Origin of the sequence: Fluviispira vulneris (assembly GCF_014281055.1) — a bacterium.
GTDB classification, from domain to species: domain Bacteria; phylum Bdellovibrionota_B; class Oligoflexia; order Silvanigrellales; family Silvanigrellaceae; genus Silvanigrella; species Silvanigrella vulneris.
On sequence record NZ_JACRSE010000001.1, the window covers coordinates 677,798 to 696,532 of the forward strand.

Sequence of the window (18,735 nt, forward strand, 5' to 3'; positions counted from 1 at the left end):
TGACTCACCTTTTTATATCTGACATTTACAATTTCTAAAAAATTAAGCAAGTATGAAATTCAAAACATATTTATTTATGAATTAGAACTACTTAAAATGCACTGATATTTTGAATTTGGGTCTTTGTTTAAAAAAATGAGAGTAGATTCACCACTTTTTAAGTTATTATCTAATGTAAAAAAAATAATTCTTATAGTATCTTTAAATATACTAGGGATATCAGGATTTAAAAAAGTATATCGACCAAATATTCCAGCAGATGCCAATGGAATTCTTGTATTCTTATATATTAATTCCGCTCTTTGTATATTAGTAGATGTATTAATCTTATACTTCAAATTAACTGTACTATTTGAAAAAGCACAAGAAAAGTTTAGAATATGTTTTAACATACCACTTAATCTCACTTAATAAAATATATGATTGTTTTCTATTAATGTAACCAAGTGAGAAATGTACAGTAATAAATTTAAATATGCAAGAATGAGATATAGATAAATACTATATCTCAAGTGGCGTTTGTATTATAAATATTATCAAATTAAATAAAATTTCTAAATATTATATTGCTTTTTCTTCAACTGTTGCATGTATAAACTCGCCCGAAGGAGATTGTGCATCAATATTAGATTGAACACCTTTGTCTGTAACAGGCATTGCTCTTGCAAGTTCTAATTTTGCAAAAGAAGAACCTAAAGAAGAATTGTTTAAGAGGTAATTAAATCCATTTGAATTATTTGGATCTAAAAAATGCTCAAGTAAAGGTGCTTGTGTATAAAAACCAAGCATTAAATTATAATAACCAACGACCTGATCATACTCTTTTGGCAAAAAGATCAAATGTGTTGAATAGGTTTTAATGTCTTGTACAGATGCTGAATGCTGCCATGACTGAGAAATAGTCGTAGATATATTAGCATTAAAAAAACCTTCATCTGTTCCCATTGACACTCCAAGTTGGTAGCCTAAACTTGCTGTGTCGGTGGTTGTCAGCCCGTGTGAAATAGAATAAGTATTGTCAATTTGTGTACCAGCGCCCATCAAGCTATCCCATTGTAGTTTCCAGAAAGTACCAGCACTTTGTGTTTCGGTACCATCAAAGATTTGATTGTTGTTACCGTTAACAGAAAGTGTTTTTAGTTTCGGATCAATCATGAAATAAGCAATTGGATCCCCATATTTTACTTTGTAACTATAATGCGTCGACCAATCATTGTTAGGAATAATAGCTTTGAAATAGCTGCCTGGCTTTCTTGGATCTGCTAAATAAGCATCAGATATGAATTTAAAATCTGAACCATCTGAAGTCTTAGCCACTAATGAAGCATAGAAAGATTGTTGAGTTTCATAATTGCTTAAAAAGAAACCACCAATCATTGAAAAGGCAATTTCGCCATTACAACCGCTTACATTCGTGCAAAGAAGCTCAGTAGAAATATTTTTGCCTAATTCTGTTAATAATTTCGGCTGAGCCCAGGTTTTTTTGTTACCTTCTTCAGCACCCCACGTATCTGGTAACGCATTATTATGTTCAGTAACATATTCCTGAATATGCTCTAAACTTGGTAGCTGGTAACCATTTAATAAGTTTTGTGCATAATAATCATTCGATAAAGATCTTTTCAGTCTATTCTTATTGTTTGATTTTATTAAATTATTACCTACATAAATATTATAAACTCCATTTTGATTGTCTTGAGTGTTATGTTGTAATTGACTTGTATGAGCTAATTCCACTGAATATGCAAGATTTGAAGATGTAACAGAAAAAAAAGCAATACCAAGCAATGAAATAATTTTACTATATTTTTGCATTGTCATTTCTATATTCCTTATAAAAGTACTAATACACCTCTTAATAGAGATGATAAATTATTAAATCCTGATTATTGATTTAGGCACGATTTTATTTTTTGTAAATTTATTTTACTCATTTTAAGTATATTATATATATATTTATCCATAAATATTAGCATATTATTAAAATAATAATCATTAAAAACCATGAATGTCAAAAAAAATTACAACTTTTGGTTAGCTAGATAACTATTTTCTTATCTTTTTTTCTTTCAAATAAAACGATTTTGTAAAAAATAAGCTAACTATTCACAGCTTAGATATTGGTTTTATTCTTCAGGCGATCTTCTTAATTTCTTTATATGGTTAGAATAGGTATTTCTATCATTGTATAGATCCCTTTTTAACGAGCTAATTTTCTTTGCTATTTTTTAAGTAACTTATTTTCGAAATCATAACTTAATTGATTGCTAGTTTGAAATGGAATTATGAATTGAAGCAAGAGTGGAAAGAGTTTTGCAATGAATGTGCAGGCATATATCTGAAGCAAAATATATAATAAAAGCAAGATGTTATTGTTTTTAATTAAAAGAATATTTCTTCAGTAAACTGCGAAACACAGATAAATGTAAATTAAGTCGACTGCGGCGGAAGTATTTTGCCTGTTACAATTTTTGTAATTGCTGCAGCCATATCTTGTAAATCGAATTCAAAATTCGCTGTTTTTGCGTCAATCACAGATTTTGGCATGCCATAAACGACACAGGAGCTTTTACTTTCAGCTAAGACCATCCCACCGCGCAAACGCACTGTTTTTGAACCATCGGCACCATCGCGACCCATACCTGTTAAAACGACTGCTAAGAGGTCTTTGCCCATGACTTCTGCGGCTGTTTGAAACAAAACATCTGCAGAAGGTTTGTGGAGAATATTCTTGGGTTCTTCGCTGAGATCGCAGTAAAGTCTATTTTGAATTTTCTTAAAAACAACGTGTTTATCACCTGGAGCAAAGCAAACTTCGCCTGGAACAAAGGTGTGATCATCTTTCGCCACTGAAGTTTTGTGTTTGGATTGTTGAGCAATGCGTTCCGCTAAAGAAGCAACGAAAGCTGCGGGCATATGTTGAACAACAACGATTGGCACTGGCATAACAGGTAGCATCGTAAAAAGCTTATGCAGCGCAGCAGGCCCGCCTGTTGAAACACCAATCACAATTGCCTTTGGTGCCATAAATGGCAATGAAGTCACAGGCACTGTGGGCTTATACTGTGCAACTTCCCCTTTACGTTTGCCAATCACGTAAACATAAGCGTTATTTACTCTTTCTTTTAACATATCTGGAGTAAATGATTTACCAATTTCTGTTTTAGGAATGTAGTCAAACGCACCTTTTTCCAAGGACTGGAGCGTTGCAGAAGCGGCTTGATTGGTTAATGTAGAACACATAATGACCGCTGCATCACACACTTTTTGTAATTGTGGCAGGATTTGTAAGCCGCTTTTCCCTGGCATTTCGATGTCTAATGTAATGACATCCGGTTTCAGTTTCCCTGCGAGTTGTAAGCCTTCATCTGCATTTTTGCCAACTCCCACAACAGTAAATCCAGCTGTTGTCAACATTTGAGTTAACATTGCACACACTGTAGTTGAGTCATCAATGATGAGAACATTTACTGCCATGAGAAAAACTCCATTAGCTAAGATGCCATATCTTCATCGTCTGTTAATTCATCGGTTCTATTCGATTCTAATTTATCCATTAATTTTTTCCAAATACGGTTAACTGTCGCAATCAATGCTTCACCATTGAATTTGACAACATATTCGTCCGCCAAACTCTTACCTGTTTCTTGATTTGCTCTACCAGAAAGTGAAGTGTGCATAATAATCGGTAGAGAGTTGAAACGAGGATCTTTCTTTAAAGTCTGTGTAAATGCGTGGCCATCCATACGAGGCATTTCAACGTCTGTCACAATAACTTGCACAAGATCTGTGAGTTCTCTTCCATCTTTTTGTGCTTGTTCGTACAGTGCAGCCAATGTAAAGAGGCCTTCTTCACCATCCGTTGCCGTGATCACACGATAGCCATGTTGCGTTAAGAAAAGTTCAACTTGCGTACGTGCAGTCATACTGTCGTCAACAACAAGAACAGTCTTTGTTTCGTCGTTTGAGCCTTGAACACGGTTGTTCAACTTATCTTCTGTAAAGCGGTTGAGGGCATCGGTTTCGCCGTTGATTTCAGCCACAATCTTTTCAAAGTCAAGGATAAGAAGCATAAGGTCACGCTCGTTGTCCTGTCCTTTTGCGAGTTTATGCATACCAGTGACGCATCCCCCTTCACGCCCGATCAGACGTGTTGGTGGCAAGATTGCTTCCCAAGAAATACGACGGATACGCATAGCCTGATGAACAACAAACCCAGTTACCAAGCCATTGAATTCACAGATAATAATATTATCAGTCGCTCTTAATGCATGATTAGCATAGCCTAAATACTTTGCTAAATTTACAATTGGGATAGCTTCTTCACGCAGTTCAAGTAAGCCTTCAATACACTCATGACAGTTTGGCATTTTTGTAAATTGACTTATTTTGTTAATTTCACGAACCTTTGCAATGTTTATCCCATAAATACCTTCATATTGAGCAGGTCCGGTGGTTTCAGCGCCAATAGGATAATCTTTCAATCTGAAGTCAACAAGTTCAAACTTGTTACTCCCGATCTGCAGCATTCGTTCTTCTTTTTTGCTCTTGGCGATATAAATTGCCATTGCATATCTCCTATATGGACCGGATCATTTCTCATGCTGCTTTAGCATCGACATGACAGGCCGCATAATAAAGCTCTTTTGGCTCGAGCACGAGCACAACTGAGCCATTCCCCATGATACAAGCCCCTGTAAATACGGGAATATTTGCCAAAAAACCACCCAGTGGTTTGATCATTATTTGTTCTTGCCAGTACAAGACATCCACAAGAATTCCTACTTTTAAGCCATCAATTTGTACGATCACAACTGGGTTTGTTAAACCATCATCTTGATCAGCAGAGTTATTCTCAGATTCCTCTGCCTCTTCCCCTGCCTGACTCATTTTCTTCTTTTCAGCATGGATAAAATCATCCAGTATGGAAGGTCTTAAGTTAACAACTTCATTTAAACGTAAAAGTGGGATCACTTCCCCGCGTAAGTTAATACTTGGTTGATTATTTAAATTAACAACATCTTTCTTCTCTGCCCGCACCGTTTCGGTGATCACTTCCTGCGGAAGCGCATAAGTTTCTCCATCAACACCAATTAAAAGTGCTTCTATAACGGCTAAACTCAGTGGTAAAATAATCTTAAATTCAGTCCCTTGACCAGGATTAGTGTCTACAAAAATAGATCCACTTGATTTACGGATATTATTACGCACCACATCCATTCCCACACCACGCCCACTCACATCAGTGATTTCAGCTGCAGTGGAAAATCCACTGTGGAAAATAAATTCGATAATATCCTTTTTCGCAAGCATATCTGCTTGTTCTTGAGTAACAATTCCTAAAGAAACAGCTTTATTTTTAACTCTTTCTAAATCAATTCCATTACCATCATCACGCACAACTAATTTCACATTGTTACCTTCATAACCCGCTTTAAGTAACAAAGTTCCTGTATCATTTTTCCCGCGCTCTTTGCGAACTTCGGGTGTTTCAATTCCATGGTCAATTGAGTTACGAATGAGGTGCATAATTGGATCGGAAATGGCTTCACTTACAGTTTTATCAAGTTCTGTATCTTCACCTTCTATTACAAAATTAATTTTCTTATTTAGTTTCTTAGCAACATCACGTACAAGTCGTGTGTATTTTGTAAATACACTTCCCACTGGAACCATCCGTGCATTCATTACACTTTCTTGTAAACGTGCAGATAGACGTGTGACATGTCCTGTTCCTTCTTTAAATCCTTTAGTGATTTCGTTTTCTGGAAGGACTTCTTCAAGTCTATTTGAAAGGTGAACAAAAAGGTTTTTAACCGTAATGAGCTCACCTACGAGATTCATCAATTGATCAAGTTTCTCTTTCTTAAGGCGGACAAAGTCATTGGCATCACTGCCTCCACCGTGCGCAGGATCAGCTGGTTTTCCACCTGCTGCAGGGGCACCGGGTTTACCTGCAACAGCGGGAGCACCAGGTTTTGCGGCAGCTGCTGCTGGAGCTGCCGCCGCGGCCGGAGCTGCTTTTGCTCCTGGAGCCGAAGGAGCAGGAGCTTGTACGACAGTTGCTTTCGCCTCACTTGCTTTTGCATCTCCTTTTCCTGCGACGACTCCATCCATTTCAATTTTTACATTACTTGATCCTATGGCAAATTCGAAAATATCTTGCACTGTTTTAAACTCAGCCATTGAAACAAAATTGAAAGTAAATTCAAAATAGCAACGTTCTGGCTCAAGTTCTGCCAATGATGGTATACGTGAAATATTAGTAAATAAAGAAAATGTTCCTGTTGATATATCACGACAATTTAATACTAAAGTAATTGGATCTATTCCTGTTAAAAAGAATTGATCAGCACCTGTAATGGAAATGTGGTATGGACATTCCCCTGGTTTGATATTTTCAGCTGAAGGAGTTGGAGCCACCTCTCCAGCAGCCACTTTTTGTTGGAGTTGTTCACCCGTTATTTCTTTAAAATCACATAATTGACGTACTATATCGGCATTGTCAAAGCTTGCTAAGTTTTGCTTTTTCTGTGCTCCGCTCATCATTTCTTTTAAGCGGTCAAAACAACGTAGCAATGCGGAAAACACTTCTTCAGTTGGATCAAGTTTTCCTTCGCGCATTCTATCAAGAAGGTCTTCTGCATGGTGGGTTAGATCGGCAATTTCACGCAGACCAAAAACACCGCTTGACCCTTTTAAAGTATGCACTTCTCTAAAAAGGTTTTTAATGATTTCTAAATCACCTGGAGTTTTTTCAAGCACAAGAATACAACTGTCAATATGCTCGAAGACTTCTCGCATCTCTTGAAAGAATATTTCTTGCATCTGTTCTTCATTATAACTCACGACTTAGCACCTCTTCACTGAGATAATCCTAAAAAATCCATTTACTTTCCTTTAGGAAAGGTATCTGCAGGCATTCCAAATAAATCAAGTAAAGAATCAAATGTTTGAGCACTGGCTTTCAATTTTAAATTCCCTTGAGCTTTTACCAGCATATTTTTAAAAGAAATTAATAATTGCAATACAGCTGCATCAACAGTTTCTACTGCAGATAAATCAAGGAAAAAATCCCCTGCTTTTGTAGCTTCACCATTGTAACCTTCGAGTATTTTATTTTTCAATTCAGAGACTTTGTAAATAGTGAGTTTGCCTGTAAAGGTAAATGTTCTATTTGCATAAGTAACTAATGATGACATAAAAACCTCTAAATTAAGCTGTTGATTTTTGATTCTGTGCACTGAATTCAGAATAAATAGCACCACAATCAAGCCAAAGAATATTTCTATGCTTGTGTGGTTTGATAATTCCTTTTAAAAATTTTGATCTTTCCCCTGCAACAATATCTGGAGTTTGTTGAACAGCTTCTTTTTCAACTTCAATAACCTCACTGACTCCGTCAACAATAATTGCTGCTAAAACATTCTTATCATCCAATACGATGATTCGACTTCTTTCAGAAATAACAGGATTTTCAAGACCCATTATTTTGTGAAAATTAACTATTTGTAAGATATCTCCGCGAAGATTTGCAACACCTTCAACAAAATGAGGAGCCTTAGAAACGCGCGTGACTAATGGAACACGAACGATTTCTTTGACTCTTTCAATTTCAATTACAAATTCTTCTTCATTTAATTTAAAGCCAATTAATTTATAAGTTTCAATGGTAGGAGCAATTCTTTTTCTCACACCGGAGTTGTCATGCTTTAATTTATGAAGTGCGTCGAGCTTCGCTCCCTTACCCCCTTTTGCATCATTAGGATTGTTTGCCATGTATCTATCCTTTCATCAACGCGCTAATTTCTTAACGGCGCCGACAAGTTGCTCTGGATTAAAGGGTTTCACAAGCCATCCACTTGCTCCTGCTTTCTTAGCGCGTTCGACTTTGTCGCCGCTGCTTTCGGTCGTAAGCATAATGATTGGTAGGAATTTAAATTGCTCAATTTGGCGAATGGCTTCAACCATTTCGAGTCCACCCATATTCGGCATATTTACGTCGGAAATGATCATGCTGATTTCACCAGAACTTTGCAGTTTGTTGATTCCATCTTGACCATCTTCGGCTTCGACTACCTCAAAACCTTCCTTAGTCAAGGTGAAACCCACCTGCTGACGAATCGTACGAGAATCATCCACGATGAGTATTTTCTTGGCCATTGCCATCCTCCCTGTTGCAGAGTGTTTATCGTCAACTCAATTTAGAAATTAAGGCATTTTGTTATAATTATGAGCATGCAAAAAGTATGGCATTTCAGAAAGTTTTGGGGCAAGCTACATTTTTTACGTTTGAGAAGGGAGCGATTGAGCATGGCTAGAGATAATAAACAACATAAATTCAGTGAGATACTTTCCAGTGAGCAGAAAGCCAAACTGAAGGGAAAAGCCCACCATTTAAAGACGTTTGTGCAAGTTGGTTCCCAAGGGTTTTCAGAAACCGTTGTCAAGGAAATCCTCTTGGCTCTTGAAAAACATGAGCTTATAAAAGTGCAATTGCCAGGAAACAGTGATGCAGAAGCTAAAAATTCTCAGAAAGATGAAATTGCCCAATTGTTGCCAAAGCATACACATGTGATAGGAAGGATTGGCAGAAGTCTTATTCTTTATTTTGAAAAAGAACCCAGTGAGGCAAAAATCACTTTAAAAAGTTTATGAGAGGGTCAAGCAATGAGTCCATTTTTTAAAAAGGCAGTTTCTTCAAATAATGTAACAGCACAAGAAGCAACGGACGCAGTGCGCACTTTGTTACGTTATATTGGAGAAAATCCTAATAGGGAAGGATTAATTGAAACCCCAGATCGCTACTGCCGTGCTCTTTTAGAACTCACAGAAGGATACAGTGCCAATCCCGAAGAAATTCTCTCCACGACATTCGAATCCCAATCCGATGAAATGGTGCTTCTAAAAGACATTGAGTTTACTTCAACCTGTGAACATCATCTCTTAAGTTTTAGCGGCAAAGCCCATGTGGCTTATATTCCTTCTGAAGGACGTATTGTGGGACTGTCTAAACTTGCTCGCATAGTAGATACGTTTTCCCAACGCCTGCAAGTGCAAGAAAGACTGACTCAACAGGTTGCAGAAGCCATTCAAACCCATTTAAAACCACAGGGTGTTGCTGTCGTGTTTGAAGGAATGCACAGTTGTATGTGCGTGCGCGGTGTTCGCAAACAATCTGCAAAAATGGTCACAAGCACCATGCTTGGTCTCTTTAGAGAGTCACCTGCCTCACGCAATGAATTCATGTCCTTTATCACAAGGAATTAATTGACAATTATATAATTTTTGCTAGCCTCGAACAGTCTTTCATTAAAGTTTCTGTATTAAAAAACTCATTTTATGATTTTTCGAGGTTTTTCTTATGCAAAAAAAGCATTTTAAATTATCATTATGGACAGGTTTGTCCTTGCTCCTTTGCTCACAAAGTTTTGCTGCTGTCGTGCCCGCTGGTACAAAGTTAGCAAAAAATCAAGTTCTTAATATAGACAATCAGAGTGAGATTACTTCACTCGACCCAAACAAAAGTTCTGACAATTTAGCTAATAATATTCTGTTCGATCTCTATGAACCGCTCATCGTTAACAATTCCGAAGGAAAATATGTGCCTGGTGCTGCTACAAGTTGGGATGTGAGCAAAGATGGCCTCACTTATACATTTCACCTCAGAAAAAATGCTCTTTGGTCGGATGGAAAACCTGTGGAGGCAGAGGATTTCGCTTATAGTTTTCGCCGCTTAGTTGATCCAAAGACAGCTGCAACATATGCATTTATGCTCAATATGGTTAAAAATGCGAATAAGATACTCGAAGGGAAATTAAAACCCGAAAGCCTTGGGGTCAAAGCACTCGACAAACACACTTTCCAAGTGACACTAGATACTCCTACACCCTATTTCCTAGGGTTAGTAGCTATACCCCAGCTCGTTCCGTTAAGGAAAGACTTGATAGAAAAACACGGCGATCAGTGGGTACAAGCCCAATACCTCGTCACCAATGGAGCTTATGTCTTAAAGGAATGGAAAGTAGGAGATAAAATAAGCATAGTCCGCAATAAAAAATATTGGGACGACAAAAACACCGTGATAGAAAATGTGAACTTTCTCGTCGTCACCGACAAAACTGCTTCGCTGCGCTTATACCAAGCTGGGCAAATCGATTGGACTTATGGCTTGCCTCCAGGACAATCGGCAAAACTCAAAAAAGAATATCCAAACGAAATTCACGCGTCTCCATCTCTTTCCACCCATTACTTTATGTTTAACACAAAAGTCCCTGCCCTCAGCGATGTGCGCGTACGCAAAGCACTTTCCATGACTGTTGATCGCAATGCCTTAGCCAAACACATTATGGACAAAGGGGAAAAAGCTCACTATGATCTTCCTCCGCTTGGCATAGCCAACTACAGCCCCTATGAGCCTGAGTGGGCCAAGTGGAGCAGCGAAAAACGCATAACTGAAGCCAAAAAACTTTATGCAGAAGCAGGTTTTTCAGAGAAAAATCCTCTCAAAATCAAATACAGTCTCGATGTCAATGATACGAGTAAAAAATACGCCACCGCAATTGCTTCTATGTGGGAGAAAAGCTTGGGTGCTAAAGTGGAATTGATCAGTTCTGAATGGAAAGTGCATTTAACAAACCTACATGAAAAAAAATACGAAGTGACACTCTCTTTGTGGGGTGCTGATTTTAACGACCCCTATAACTTCGCAGTTTTAATAGAAGGCAAAAATCCTCAAAACCAAACCAATTACGCAAGCAAGCGCTTTGACGACCTGCTGGCCGCGACGAACTTGGAATTGAATCTCGACAAACGGAAAATATTAATGAAAGAAGCACTCAAAATGGCACTTGAAGATTATCCCGTTGCGCCAATTGCCTCTGGAACAAGTATGCGTTTGATAAAACCCTATGTAAAAGGGGCAAGTTTTAAAAATCCGATGGATATTCATTTGAGAAAAGATCTTTATATCGTTTCACACGATGGCAACAGCTGATTAAGTTTTTTCATATACGCTAAACATTTTGACTTTTTTTCCATTTAACATACGTGTTTGTTGGATTAAAAGTTTTTTTGATCTTTGTAAATATGAATACTGTCCCAAAAAATTGCCATCGCAAACATAAAACTGTGATTTTGCTTGCGGACTTGCGACACAGGTATTTTCAAATATTCTCACTTGACTTGATATTGCAGAAATTTCATTTTCTTTTGAATCTGCAATTTGTTTAGAATTTTTTTCAATATTATTAAAAAAAATATGAGAATCTATGATTCCTTTTAAACAACCGAAGCTGATATCTTTATCATCCAATTTTATTTTAGAATAGCCCTGAAAAACCAACCAATATTGCCCATCAAGAATTTTTGTCAAAGATATTTTTGCTGTACCTGACAAAACCATATTTTCAAACCGACAACCTTCCTGATGATTATGCTTTAATTTACAAATATTAATTTTTTTTAATACATAAACACCATTTGGTATGGATGTATTTTCATTCGATAAACCTTGAGCTTGCTCTTCTCCCCAAAAACTTGAATATTTTGCCCCAATATTTAAGAATATGAAGCAAAGAATAAGCAAGATAAGTTTTTTGTACATAGGATTCATCTACTGTACTCTTACAAAGTTAATGTGTATGATTAATTTTATATTATCATATGCAATCTTATTTTCAATTTTTTAATACAAAAAAATTAAGGAAATTCATTGAAATGAGAAAAAAAGCCATAGCGATACTTTGCTTTTTTGTGTTCGCCTGCACTTTATACTCGCTAGCCATGTTATATGCACAATACCAATTAACAGTGGGGCTTGATAAAAGTATTCAAGCGATAAAACAAAAACCACCTTATCCAGATCATATTGAATTTAGTCGAATTACCCTTTCCCCAATTTTCTTCATCAATAAAAATTTTTATATAAAAGATCTTATATTTATTTCAAAAGAGCATAATTTAAATATATATATAAAAAACTTAAGTGTGAAACGATTTGTCAAAAATGGAACGGATTTTCAACCTTTAAGTTTTGAAGCAAATAAAATTAAGTTTTTTTATTTAGATAAATTAAAAGAATTTGTAAAATCACTTGATAAATACAATAAAATATCTAATGAAACTTTGGATTACTTACTCAATCAATCAACTTTTGATTTAAAAGGAGAATACTTCAATAACAACTATGAATTTAAACTAAACTTAAAACAGAATGAAAGAGATTTAATAGATTGTCAATGGGTGTCGAACGATTTACCATTTGTTGGAAATAATTCATCATTAAAATTTTTTATAAAAAAATTAAGTTTAAATATTAAAAATATGCCAATTTCGTTAAAAGAAAATTTAAAAACCAATCATGCACTGAAAGATGTTCTTGGCCCCTCAGTTGATACAATTTATGCAAATATTAATTTCAATTTTAACAAAACTAAAGACAATAATTATGTAATAAACCTAAACTTAACCACACATAAAATATTCAGTATTTTTATGAACGCTTCATTTTATATCGAAGATATTTTTTCATTTAATCATTTTAAATTTATAAAATCGAATATAATTTTTGAAGATTTGAATTTTATAAATAATTATTTCTGGCGAAAATCTTTAGAAGATAATCTTACTTTTGAAGAAGAAAAAAGAAGAGCAATCCAGCAAAATAATACTATGCTCATTTTTGTTAGTAAAACTCCTCTAGAAAAAGCAATATTTGAATTTAATAAATTTATAGAAAATCCAAAATATTTCTTCATATCTATCAATCCCGAAAGACCAATTGAATTTATAGAAATTCAAGAAAAATCTCAGAGAAATATTTTAAATTTATTGCAAGACATAAATATAAATTTCAAAGCTTATAGAGACAAAAATCATTTGGAAAAAGATGTGAGTTTACCAAGACCTTGATAGACAAATTGAGCTTCTCCACTTAAAATTCTTTGTTCTTCGTTTTCTATAACTTTATTTTCGATACTAACTATCCCACCTGGCATTTTAAAATAAACATGTGAAAGATCTTTAGCTATGCGTTCTGAAAACTCAAGCACAATTCGAGCAGCAGTCGCACCCGATCCACAGCATGCAGTCAAACCAGCACCACGTTCATATACATGTAAATTCCAGTTTTGTGCTGCTAGTTGAGTGCTTTTTTCAGTGTTCTTAGCAAAGATATTTTTTTCAGTACAATTCTCTAAATTATTCTTATCACTCATTGATAACATGCCAATATTAGCTAAAGGAACTTGTTCACCTAATACTTTCTTTCGCAATTCTCCTTGGGCCAATTGCCCGAATTCTTCAAATTGCTTATCAGAAAAATGATTAAAGCGAGAAGAAATAAAGACCCAATGTGGGTTCGATAATTGGACAAAAACGGGTGTGAGAAAATCAATATCATTGCCAAAATGAATCAATGAATTTTCAACCAACGGTGTTAAAAATACATTTCTTTCAGAGCCCATAGCAACGCTGATTAAAGCCTGATCAAGCTTTTTTGTATAGTTCCCAGAAATTAGGACAGCAAACGGAGATTGGTCTGATATAAATTCTTCGTCTTTATTCAGTTCTGATGTTTTGAAGTTAAAAATACTTGGATGAATACGCTCTATCTTTAATTTTTCTAATCCGCTCCACAATTTATCCCGCATGAGTTTAAGTCCCAAGCAACGCAAGGCATTTCCACATGTGGCGGCAAAACTGCCATCGGAATTCACTATTAATATTTGAATTACTGATTTATAATTAGACTTTTTTGCTATTTTGGTTGATTTTTGCGGATATTGAAAGAAAACCACTCCATCTGCACCTACGCCTTGGCTACGGTGACAGATATTTTTTACAAATTCTCTTAAAAATAATGTTTTATTAGTTACTTTAGCACTTGATTTAGCAAATGATATTTCTACGAATTTTAAATAGAGATTGACATCTAAAAAAATAAAATCGTTTGAAGCACCATGCATTTTTTCGAAATGCATTTCTTCTAAAATTTTTGCCATATTTCCTCTTAACAATGAGTGGAAATCTAACCAAAATTCACTCGGAAACTTCTACAGTCACATCACCAAGAACTTTGCACTGACAAGCAAGACGTTCATCTTCACGTGCAGCCATGGTCTCTAAGAAATCACGTTCATGCTCTTCCATGGGACTCAAATTCTCTGGATTTTCAAGAACTCGAATCATACAAGCCCCACAAGCACCGTCGCGGCATCCAAAAAGTATGCTTGTTTCTTCCGTTTCGCAAACATCTATGATAGCTGCACCGTGTTCAATATTAATATTTTTTTTATCTGTTTTAACCGTGAGTATGGGCATGAATCGATTCCTTATTTAACTCCCCAAAGGGTACCGCGTATTCCTAACTGAAATCATATCTTATCGCAATATATACTTTTCATTCATTACACCGATAAATATACGACGTGCAAACGAGGGCTACTCTTTGGACGCAGATTGGAAATGACGATGGTTGTTGATAAAATCCAATTATTACTGAAACCTAAGACAAAGACCTCCTCGCCAACCATGCAACGGGTTTGCCGAGTTTTCAAAGGTCCTGCTTGTTATATCTGCGGACTGTGTGGAAGAAGATATAAAAATCTCAAAGATGCATGGAAATGCGTCACTCTCAATGGGCTCAAAATAAAATCGCATTTAATAGCAGAAAGCAATTCATTTGCCCACAATTATCAATGCTTATTGTGTGGAAAAGTATATGCAAATCAACAAGATACCTCCTTATGCGTCATCCGGGATGTGGAAGCGGGCTGGTTCCCACGGGTTTTGGCTGAGCACCTCCTTAATATGGCGCACAGCATGCTTAATACCGATCCAAAAACGAGAAGAGATCTCCTCATCACGCGCCAACGAGGCGGTGGAGCGCCAATACCAGATTCTGGTGATGAGAAAAAAGCGACTCAAAAACAAAACCAGATAAACAATTCTACTAACGATTCTACAAATGATTCGATGGATGAAGGCGATGATAGTATGAGTTCAGCCTCTTCTGGACAAAACGAAAGCAATGAATCCACTGAAGTGCAAGCACAAACGCCTAAACTTGAAACGGTAGCAGACTCAGCCGATGGGACCACAGGCGAACCCATGGATCATGAAGAAGTGGTATATTATGAAAAAGCCCCCGAAAAAGACAAACCTGTTTTATTTAGAACTCCTGGCCAAAAACCATTTATTCGCAATGGTTCAAATTATGTTTGCTCCGTCTGTAATGAAAAATTCTTTACAAAAATGGAAGCTGAAACCCACTTTAATGAACATCCATTAGTTGAAACTGTATAGACTCTTTTCATATATATGTTTACAATCAAACATCTCTAATATAGTAATTGAGAGTGTTATTTTTTATGGATGAGGGCACTCATGTTAATGATATTTTTTTTAAATATGTTATCAAATTTTCTTGGATTTATTGGATATAGAGGAATTTTAATAATAGCAAAAACTCTTGGATTTATTGTATATGATGTATTACGTGTTCGTAGAAAAGTTATATTAAAAAACTTAAACATAGCTTTTCAAAATGAAAAATCTCCCGAAGAACTCGTCAAAATAGGCAGAGCATCTACTGTTAATTTTATTCGCACAGTTCTTGAATTACTTGCTGCTGATAAACTTTTTAAAAAAACAAAAGTAGTTTTCCAGAACAAGGAAATTGCTGAAAATATTTACAAGCGAAATCAAGGCATTTATGCCATGTGCATTCATATTGGCAGCTGGGATTTTTTATGTCATATAAACTCACGCAATTTTGCCACTGTTAACGTAATCTCGAAACAATTAGCTAAAGGAACTATGGGTGTTTGGATAGAAAAGATGCGAGCTTCAATTGGTTATAGAGTAATTGATAGAAAAGGTGAAGTGGCTTCAACAACCCAAATATTCAATGCCCTTGATCGAAAAGAAGTGATTGGTTTTATCGTAGACCAAAAACGATCTCGTGGAGAAATGCTTCCATTTTTTGGCAAAGAAGCATCAACAAATAATAGTTTAGCAAAACTTTGGTTGAAGAAGAATGCGCCTATTATTCCAGTCATTATTAAAAGAAAATCCATTGACACCCAAGAAGTAATATATTTTCCTGAATTTGAAATGATTGCGAATGAAGATTGGACGAGGAAACAAATTGTCACTGAAAATACAAAAAGAATGAATTTAGTTGTTGAAGACATGATCCGGCAAAACCCAGAAGAATACTTCTGGATGCATAACCGTTGGGGATAACCTAAATGACTCAAGAGAAAACGCTCAAATCTCAATTTGATTTATCTAAGAAAAGAGTTCATGATATTCATGCTAGTCTTCGCTTTCTTGAACATCTTTATAATGAAATAAAAATTGCAGAAAGTATTGAAGACATAAACGATCCGTGCATATTAAATAAATTTAAATCAACCCTATCTTTTTTAAAAAAAGAATTTAAAAAAATTTAATTATTATTAATATAAATTAACAAATATTGTGCAAGACAAGCATAAAAAGGATCGATCATGTTTACTGGAATAGTTCAGGCAGTTGCAACAATTAAAAATATCAAAGACCACAATGGAATCCGTACTTTTCAAATCGAATTTCCCAAAGGATTTTGTAATGACTTAAATGTTGGTGGAAGTGTAGCTGTTGATGGCGTTTGCCTTACTGTAACACAACGATTGAGTGAAAATATCGCTGAGTTTGACGTGATCTTTAAATCTCTTGAAATAACAACACTTAGCACTCTGAAAATGGCAGCACAAGTCAATGTGGAACGGGCAGCAAAAGACGGGGCAGAAATCGGTGGACACCCACTCTCAGGCCATATAGATTTTCGCACTCAATTGCTTGAATCTTATAACGCTGAAGGCAACTGTAGACTCCGCTTTGCGTTGCCAGAAATGTGGAAGCGTTATGTCTTTCCTAAAGGGTATATAGCAATCAATGGTGCCAGTTTAACTATATCTGAGGTCAATAAAATAACAGGTACATTTGATGTCTGGCTCATCCCTGAAACTAGAAGAATGACAACTTTTAATGAAAAAAAAGAAGGAGTTCTCGTTAATATTGAAATTGAACGAAACACTCAAGTTGTCGTTGATACCATTCGTGAAACTTTGGAAGAAAATATGGGTAAATTATATCAGATATTAGAACAAATACTTGAGCAAAAAAATATCGATCTAAATACACTTCTCGGAATTGAGAAAATTAACCTTACAAAAAACTCTTCTCTCAAATAAATTAATCAGAAAAAATCTTCTAATCTTTGTAACTTAAACAATAAATAGTTAAGATTGAAAAATATTTTAGTCTTTTTTTAAAAGAAAAAGGTTTCACCATTTAACAGTTTAGATTCATTTTGTTTTATTGTACAATCTGGAAAGAAAAAAGCGAATGAAAACTTTTCTTGATCAGTTACCAATCGGTCTACAATTTTAATTAAAACAAGTTCCTTTAACTTCTCCCATTGCATTTCTTTAGAACGTACCGCTTCAAAATGATCCTTAAGAATTTCTACTTCTCCTACTCTATGTTCAAGAACTTGTCTGACAAGATCGAAGCCTTGTAAAGCGACTATACAGCGTCCGAGTTCATTTTGAATTAATTTAAATTCATTCTGTATTTCTTTTAAAGTATCATCCCAAGTTAAATTCGTATATTGATCCATTTTTAGCTTACGTCGCAAGGTTGCGATATTTTTTTCACTCAAGTCACGCCCTGAAAAAGTCTCAAATGCTTTGCGCAATGAGGAAATTTCACCATATTTAAGTGTGTTGTCACCTAATTCAACACCCACATCTTCGAGACTTCTCGCCATTGGGGTCAGTTGATCGGTGAATTTAATAAAATAATCCATTTGATCAAAAAGTTCTGTTCCTACCATTCTTTCACTAAGGAAAATTGCTTCAAATGTTTCAGATACTGCTTCGAAGGTTGTGCTACTTAAATTTAAACCAATTACGACAGATTTTGATACTTCATGAATATGTGGCATTAAGGACATGAGCGAACGTGATTTATAATCTGAAAAATTGGGATCTATAGTTTTTACTCCAAATTCCAAATTTGAAATTCGCATACATATTTGTTGCAAAGATTCTTCTATCAAACGGGCAGTTGAATCTTGTGCTAAGGAACACATTTCTAAAGTAACGCGCATAAAACAAGAATATTCATAAAAGAAATTACAAATACCTTCATTTTTTTTACACCAATTCGATGAAAAATTTTTCTTCGGCATTTTAAAATCATTAAATAAAGGTCGACAGAGATGATGCAGTGAACCACTGATCCGTGAACCATCTTCCAAATGTGCGAAACTACCCTGTTTTTTGCCTATTTCAGCAAGTTTTTCGATTGTCATAGAAATCTTTTTTTTCTCTTGATTGGGTTTGCTAACTTCTATCATAAAGCTTTTAACCCCTACTTTTTTGCCAAAACTAGGTAACAACAAAAGTATGCGATAAACATGTGGAGGAATATCGGATAACAAAGTTTTATTTGGAAACTTAAAAACCATTTCATAAAATCTTTGCAATCCAAGCCAACTCACAGAAAATAATTCTTTTAAACTTATTTCTTTTGCTTTTGATAAAATTTGTGCATGTTCTTCGAGTTGAGTAGAGTCGACGAGATGTCCTTTTAATTTTGAAATCGAACCTTCTTGTATGACTTCAAAGTCGCTCTGATTCTCCATCAAAAACTCCAAACAGTTGTGTGTTTGGAGTTTATCGG

General features: G+C 35.4%; 19 protein-coding genes. 8 read left to right on the top strand and 11 right to left on the bottom strand.

The features are described 5' to 3' along the window. Window positions 1-561 precede the first annotated feature (561 nt). From H7355_RS02650 to H7355_RS02680, 7 genes are all read right to left on the bottom strand, one after another. Window positions 562-1,821 carry a hypothetical protein gene (locus H7355_RS02650; RefSeq protein WP_186644860.1) on the bottom strand — a complete coding sequence of 420 codons (1,260 nt, stop codon included), beginning with the start codon at window positions 1,819-1,821 and terminating at the stop codon, window positions 562-564. A 609-nt stretch (window positions 1,822-2,430) separates the two neighbouring features. Further along, the gene (cheB, locus tag H7355_RS02655; protein ID WP_186644861.1) at window positions 2,431-3,477 is read right to left on the bottom strand and encodes a chemotaxis-specific protein-glutamate methyltransferase CheB; all 1,047 of its coding nucleotides are present in this window, start codon (window positions 3,475-3,477) and stop codon (window positions 2,431-2,433) included. Between the two features lie 17 nt (window positions 3,478-3,494). Further along, window positions 3,495-4,568: a chemotaxis protein gene (locus tag H7355_RS02660; RefSeq protein ID WP_186644862.1), complete on the bottom strand. Its 1,074-nt coding sequence runs from the start codon at window positions 4,566-4,568 to the stop codon at window positions 3,495-3,497. Window positions 4,569-4,599: 31 nt separating this feature from the next. Further along, window positions 4,600-6,849 carry a chemotaxis protein CheA gene (locus H7355_RS02665; protein ID WP_186644864.1) on the bottom strand — a complete coding sequence of 750 codons (2,250 nt, stop codon included), beginning with the start codon at window positions 6,847-6,849 and terminating at the stop codon, window positions 4,600-4,602. Window positions 6,850-6,890: 41 nt separating this feature from the next. Continuing rightward, window positions 6,891-7,202: an STAS domain-containing protein gene (locus H7355_RS02670; RefSeq protein ID WP_186644866.1), complete on the bottom strand. Its 312-nt coding sequence runs from the start codon at window positions 7,200-7,202 to the stop codon at window positions 6,891-6,893. Between the two features lie 13 nt (window positions 7,203-7,215). Then, window positions 7,216-7,779: a chemotaxis protein CheW gene (locus tag H7355_RS02675; RefSeq protein ID WP_186644868.1), complete on the bottom strand. Its 564-nt coding sequence runs from the start codon at window positions 7,777-7,779 to the stop codon at window positions 7,216-7,218. A gap of 15 nt (window positions 7,780-7,794) precedes the next feature. Then, complete coding sequence (locus H7355_RS02680; RefSeq protein WP_130609049.1) at window positions 7,795-8,163, bottom strand: response regulator; 369 nt, start codon at window positions 8,161-8,163, stop codon at window positions 7,795-7,797. A gap of 150 nt (window positions 8,164-8,313) precedes the next feature. Here H7355_RS02680 and H7355_RS02685 point away from each other — a divergent pair, with 150 nt between their 5' ends. The 3 genes from H7355_RS02685 (at window position 8,314) to H7355_RS02695 (ending at window position 10,996) form a co-directional block, all read left to right on the top strand. Then, on the top strand, window positions 8,314-8,658 hold the full coding sequence (locus H7355_RS02685) for a YhbY family RNA-binding protein (protein ID WP_186644870.1): 345 nt from the start codon (window positions 8,314-8,316) through the stop codon (window positions 8,656-8,658). 12 nt (window positions 8,659-8,670) lie between these two features. Continuing rightward, window positions 8,671-9,270, top strand: coding sequence for a GTP cyclohydrolase I FolE (gene folE, locus H7355_RS02690; protein ID WP_186644872.1), 600 nt, complete (start codon window positions 8,671-8,673; stop codon window positions 9,268-9,270). 94 nt (window positions 9,271-9,364) lie between these two features. Then, complete coding sequence (locus H7355_RS02695) at window positions 9,365-10,996, top strand: peptide ABC transporter substrate-binding protein (RefSeq protein WP_186644874.1); 1,632 nt, start codon at window positions 9,365-9,367, stop codon at window positions 10,994-10,996. Here H7355_RS02695 and H7355_RS02700 read toward each other — a convergent pair whose 3' ends face one another. Beyond that, window positions 10,997-11,605 carry a hypothetical protein gene (locus H7355_RS02700; protein ID WP_186644876.1) on the bottom strand — a complete coding sequence of 203 codons (609 nt, stop codon included), beginning with the start codon at window positions 11,603-11,605 and terminating at the stop codon, window positions 10,997-10,999. Window positions 11,606-11,718: 113 nt separating this feature from the next. On the opposite strand from H7355_RS02700, the gene H7355_RS02705 reads away from it, so the two are divergent. After that, on the top strand, window positions 11,719-12,912 hold the full coding sequence (locus H7355_RS02705) for a hypothetical protein (RefSeq protein ID WP_186644878.1): 1,194 nt from the start codon (window positions 11,719-11,721) through the stop codon (window positions 12,910-12,912). Here the strand turns inward: H7355_RS02705 and H7355_RS02710 are convergent. Then, a complete protein-coding gene (locus H7355_RS02710; RefSeq protein ID WP_186644880.1) occupies window positions 12,876-14,003 on the bottom strand; it encodes a hypothetical protein in 1,128 nt (375 codons plus the stop codon). The genes H7355_RS02705 and H7355_RS02710 overlap by 37 nt on opposite strands. Window positions 14,004-14,040: 37 nt before the next feature. Beyond that, complete coding sequence (locus tag H7355_RS02715; protein WP_186644882.1) at window positions 14,041-14,322, bottom strand: 2Fe-2S iron-sulfur cluster-binding protein; 282 nt, start codon at window positions 14,320-14,322, stop codon at window positions 14,041-14,043. A 150-nt stretch (window positions 14,323-14,472) separates the two neighbouring features. Between H7355_RS02715 and H7355_RS02720 the strand changes: the two genes are divergently transcribed. From H7355_RS02720 to H7355_RS02735, 4 genes are all read left to right on the top strand, one after another. Next, complete coding sequence (locus tag H7355_RS02720) at window positions 14,473-15,306, top strand: hypothetical protein (RefSeq protein WP_186644884.1); 834 nt, start codon at window positions 14,473-14,475, stop codon at window positions 15,304-15,306. Between the two features lie 81 nt (window positions 15,307-15,387). Then, on the top strand, window positions 15,388-16,248 hold the full coding sequence (locus tag H7355_RS02725) for a lysophospholipid acyltransferase family protein (RefSeq protein WP_186644886.1): 861 nt from the start codon (window positions 15,388-15,390) through the stop codon (window positions 16,246-16,248). A 5-nt stretch (window positions 16,249-16,253) separates the two neighbouring features. Continuing rightward, entirely contained in the window at window positions 16,254-16,457 is a 204-nt protein-coding gene (locus tag H7355_RS02730; RefSeq protein WP_186644888.1) for a hypothetical protein, read from the top strand. A 57-nt stretch (window positions 16,458-16,514) separates the two neighbouring features. Continuing rightward, the gene (locus tag H7355_RS02735) at window positions 16,515-17,240 is read left to right on the top strand and encodes a riboflavin synthase subunit alpha (protein WP_186644890.1); all 726 of its coding nucleotides are present in this window, start codon (window positions 16,515-16,517) and stop codon (window positions 17,238-17,240) included. Window positions 17,241-17,317: 77 nt separating this feature from the next. Here the strand turns inward: H7355_RS02735 and H7355_RS02740 are convergent, their stop codons facing one another. Next, entirely contained in the window at window positions 17,318-18,697 is a 1,380-nt protein-coding gene (locus H7355_RS02740) for a hypothetical protein (protein WP_186644892.1), read from the bottom strand. Between the last annotated feature and the right edge of the window lie 38 nt (window positions 18,698-18,735).

What these genes read in the sequence shown, in the direction of transcription:
- H7355_RS02650 (WP_186644860.1), bottom strand. Translation starts at nt 1,821, where the DNA reads ATGACAATGCAAAAATATAGTAAAATTATTTCATTGCTTGGTATTGCT.
- cheB (WP_186644861.1), bottom strand. Translation starts at nt 3,477, where the DNA reads ATGGCAGTAAATGTTCTCATCATTGATGACTCAACTACAGTGTGTGCA.
- H7355_RS02660 (WP_186644862.1), bottom strand. Translation starts at nt 4,568, where the DNA reads ATGGCAATTTATATCGCCAAGAGCAAAAAAGAAGAACGAATGCTGCAG.
- H7355_RS02670 (WP_186644866.1), bottom strand. Translation starts at nt 7,202, where the DNA reads ATGTCATCATTAGTTACTTATGCAAATAGAACATTTACCTTTACAGGC.
- H7355_RS02675 (WP_186644868.1), bottom strand. Translation starts at nt 7,779, where the DNA reads ATGGCAAACAATCCTAATGATGCAAAAGGGGGTAAGGGAGCGAAGCTC.
- H7355_RS02680 (WP_130609049.1), bottom strand. Translation starts at nt 8,163, where the DNA reads ATGGCCAAGAAAATACTCATCGTGGATGATTCTCGTACGATTCGTCAG.
- H7355_RS02685 (WP_186644870.1), top strand. Translation starts at nt 8,314, where the DNA reads ATGGCTAGAGATAATAAACAACATAAATTCAGTGAGATACTTTCCAGT.
- folE (WP_186644872.1), top strand. Translation starts at nt 8,671, where the DNA reads ATGAGTCCATTTTTTAAAAAGGCAGTTTCTTCAAATAATGTAACAGCA.
- H7355_RS02695 (WP_186644874.1), top strand. Translation starts at nt 9,365, where the DNA reads ATGCAAAAAAAGCATTTTAAATTATCATTATGGACAGGTTTGTCCTTG.
- H7355_RS02700 (WP_186644876.1), bottom strand. Translation starts at nt 11,605, where the DNA reads ATGTACAAAAAACTTATCTTGCTTATTCTTTGCTTCATATTCTTAAAT.
- H7355_RS02705 (WP_186644878.1), top strand. Translation starts at nt 11,719, where the DNA reads ATGAGAAAAAAAGCCATAGCGATACTTTGCTTTTTTGTGTTCGCCTGC.
- H7355_RS02710 (WP_186644880.1), bottom strand. Translation starts at nt 14,003, where the DNA reads ATGGCAAAAATTTTAGAAGAAATGCATTTCGAAAAAATGCATGGTGCT.
- H7355_RS02715 (WP_186644882.1), bottom strand. Translation starts at nt 14,322, where the DNA reads ATGCCCATACTCACGGTTAAAACAGATAAAAAAAATATTAATATTGAA.
- H7355_RS02720 (WP_186644884.1), top strand. Translation starts at nt 14,473, where the DNA reads ATGGTTGTTGATAAAATCCAATTATTACTGAAACCTAAGACAAAGACC.
- H7355_RS02725 (WP_186644886.1), top strand. Translation starts at nt 15,388, where the DNA reads ATGTTAATGATATTTTTTTTAAATATGTTATCAAATTTTCTTGGATTT.
- H7355_RS02730 (WP_186644888.1), top strand. Translation starts at nt 16,254, where the DNA reads ATGACTCAAGAGAAAACGCTCAAATCTCAATTTGATTTATCTAAGAAA.
- H7355_RS02735 (WP_186644890.1), top strand. Translation starts at nt 16,515, where the DNA reads ATGTTTACTGGAATAGTTCAGGCAGTTGCAACAATTAAAAATATCAAA.
- H7355_RS02740 (WP_186644892.1), bottom strand. Translation starts at nt 18,697, where the DNA reads ATGGAGAATCAGAGCGACTTTGAAGTCATACAAGAAGGTTCGATTTCA.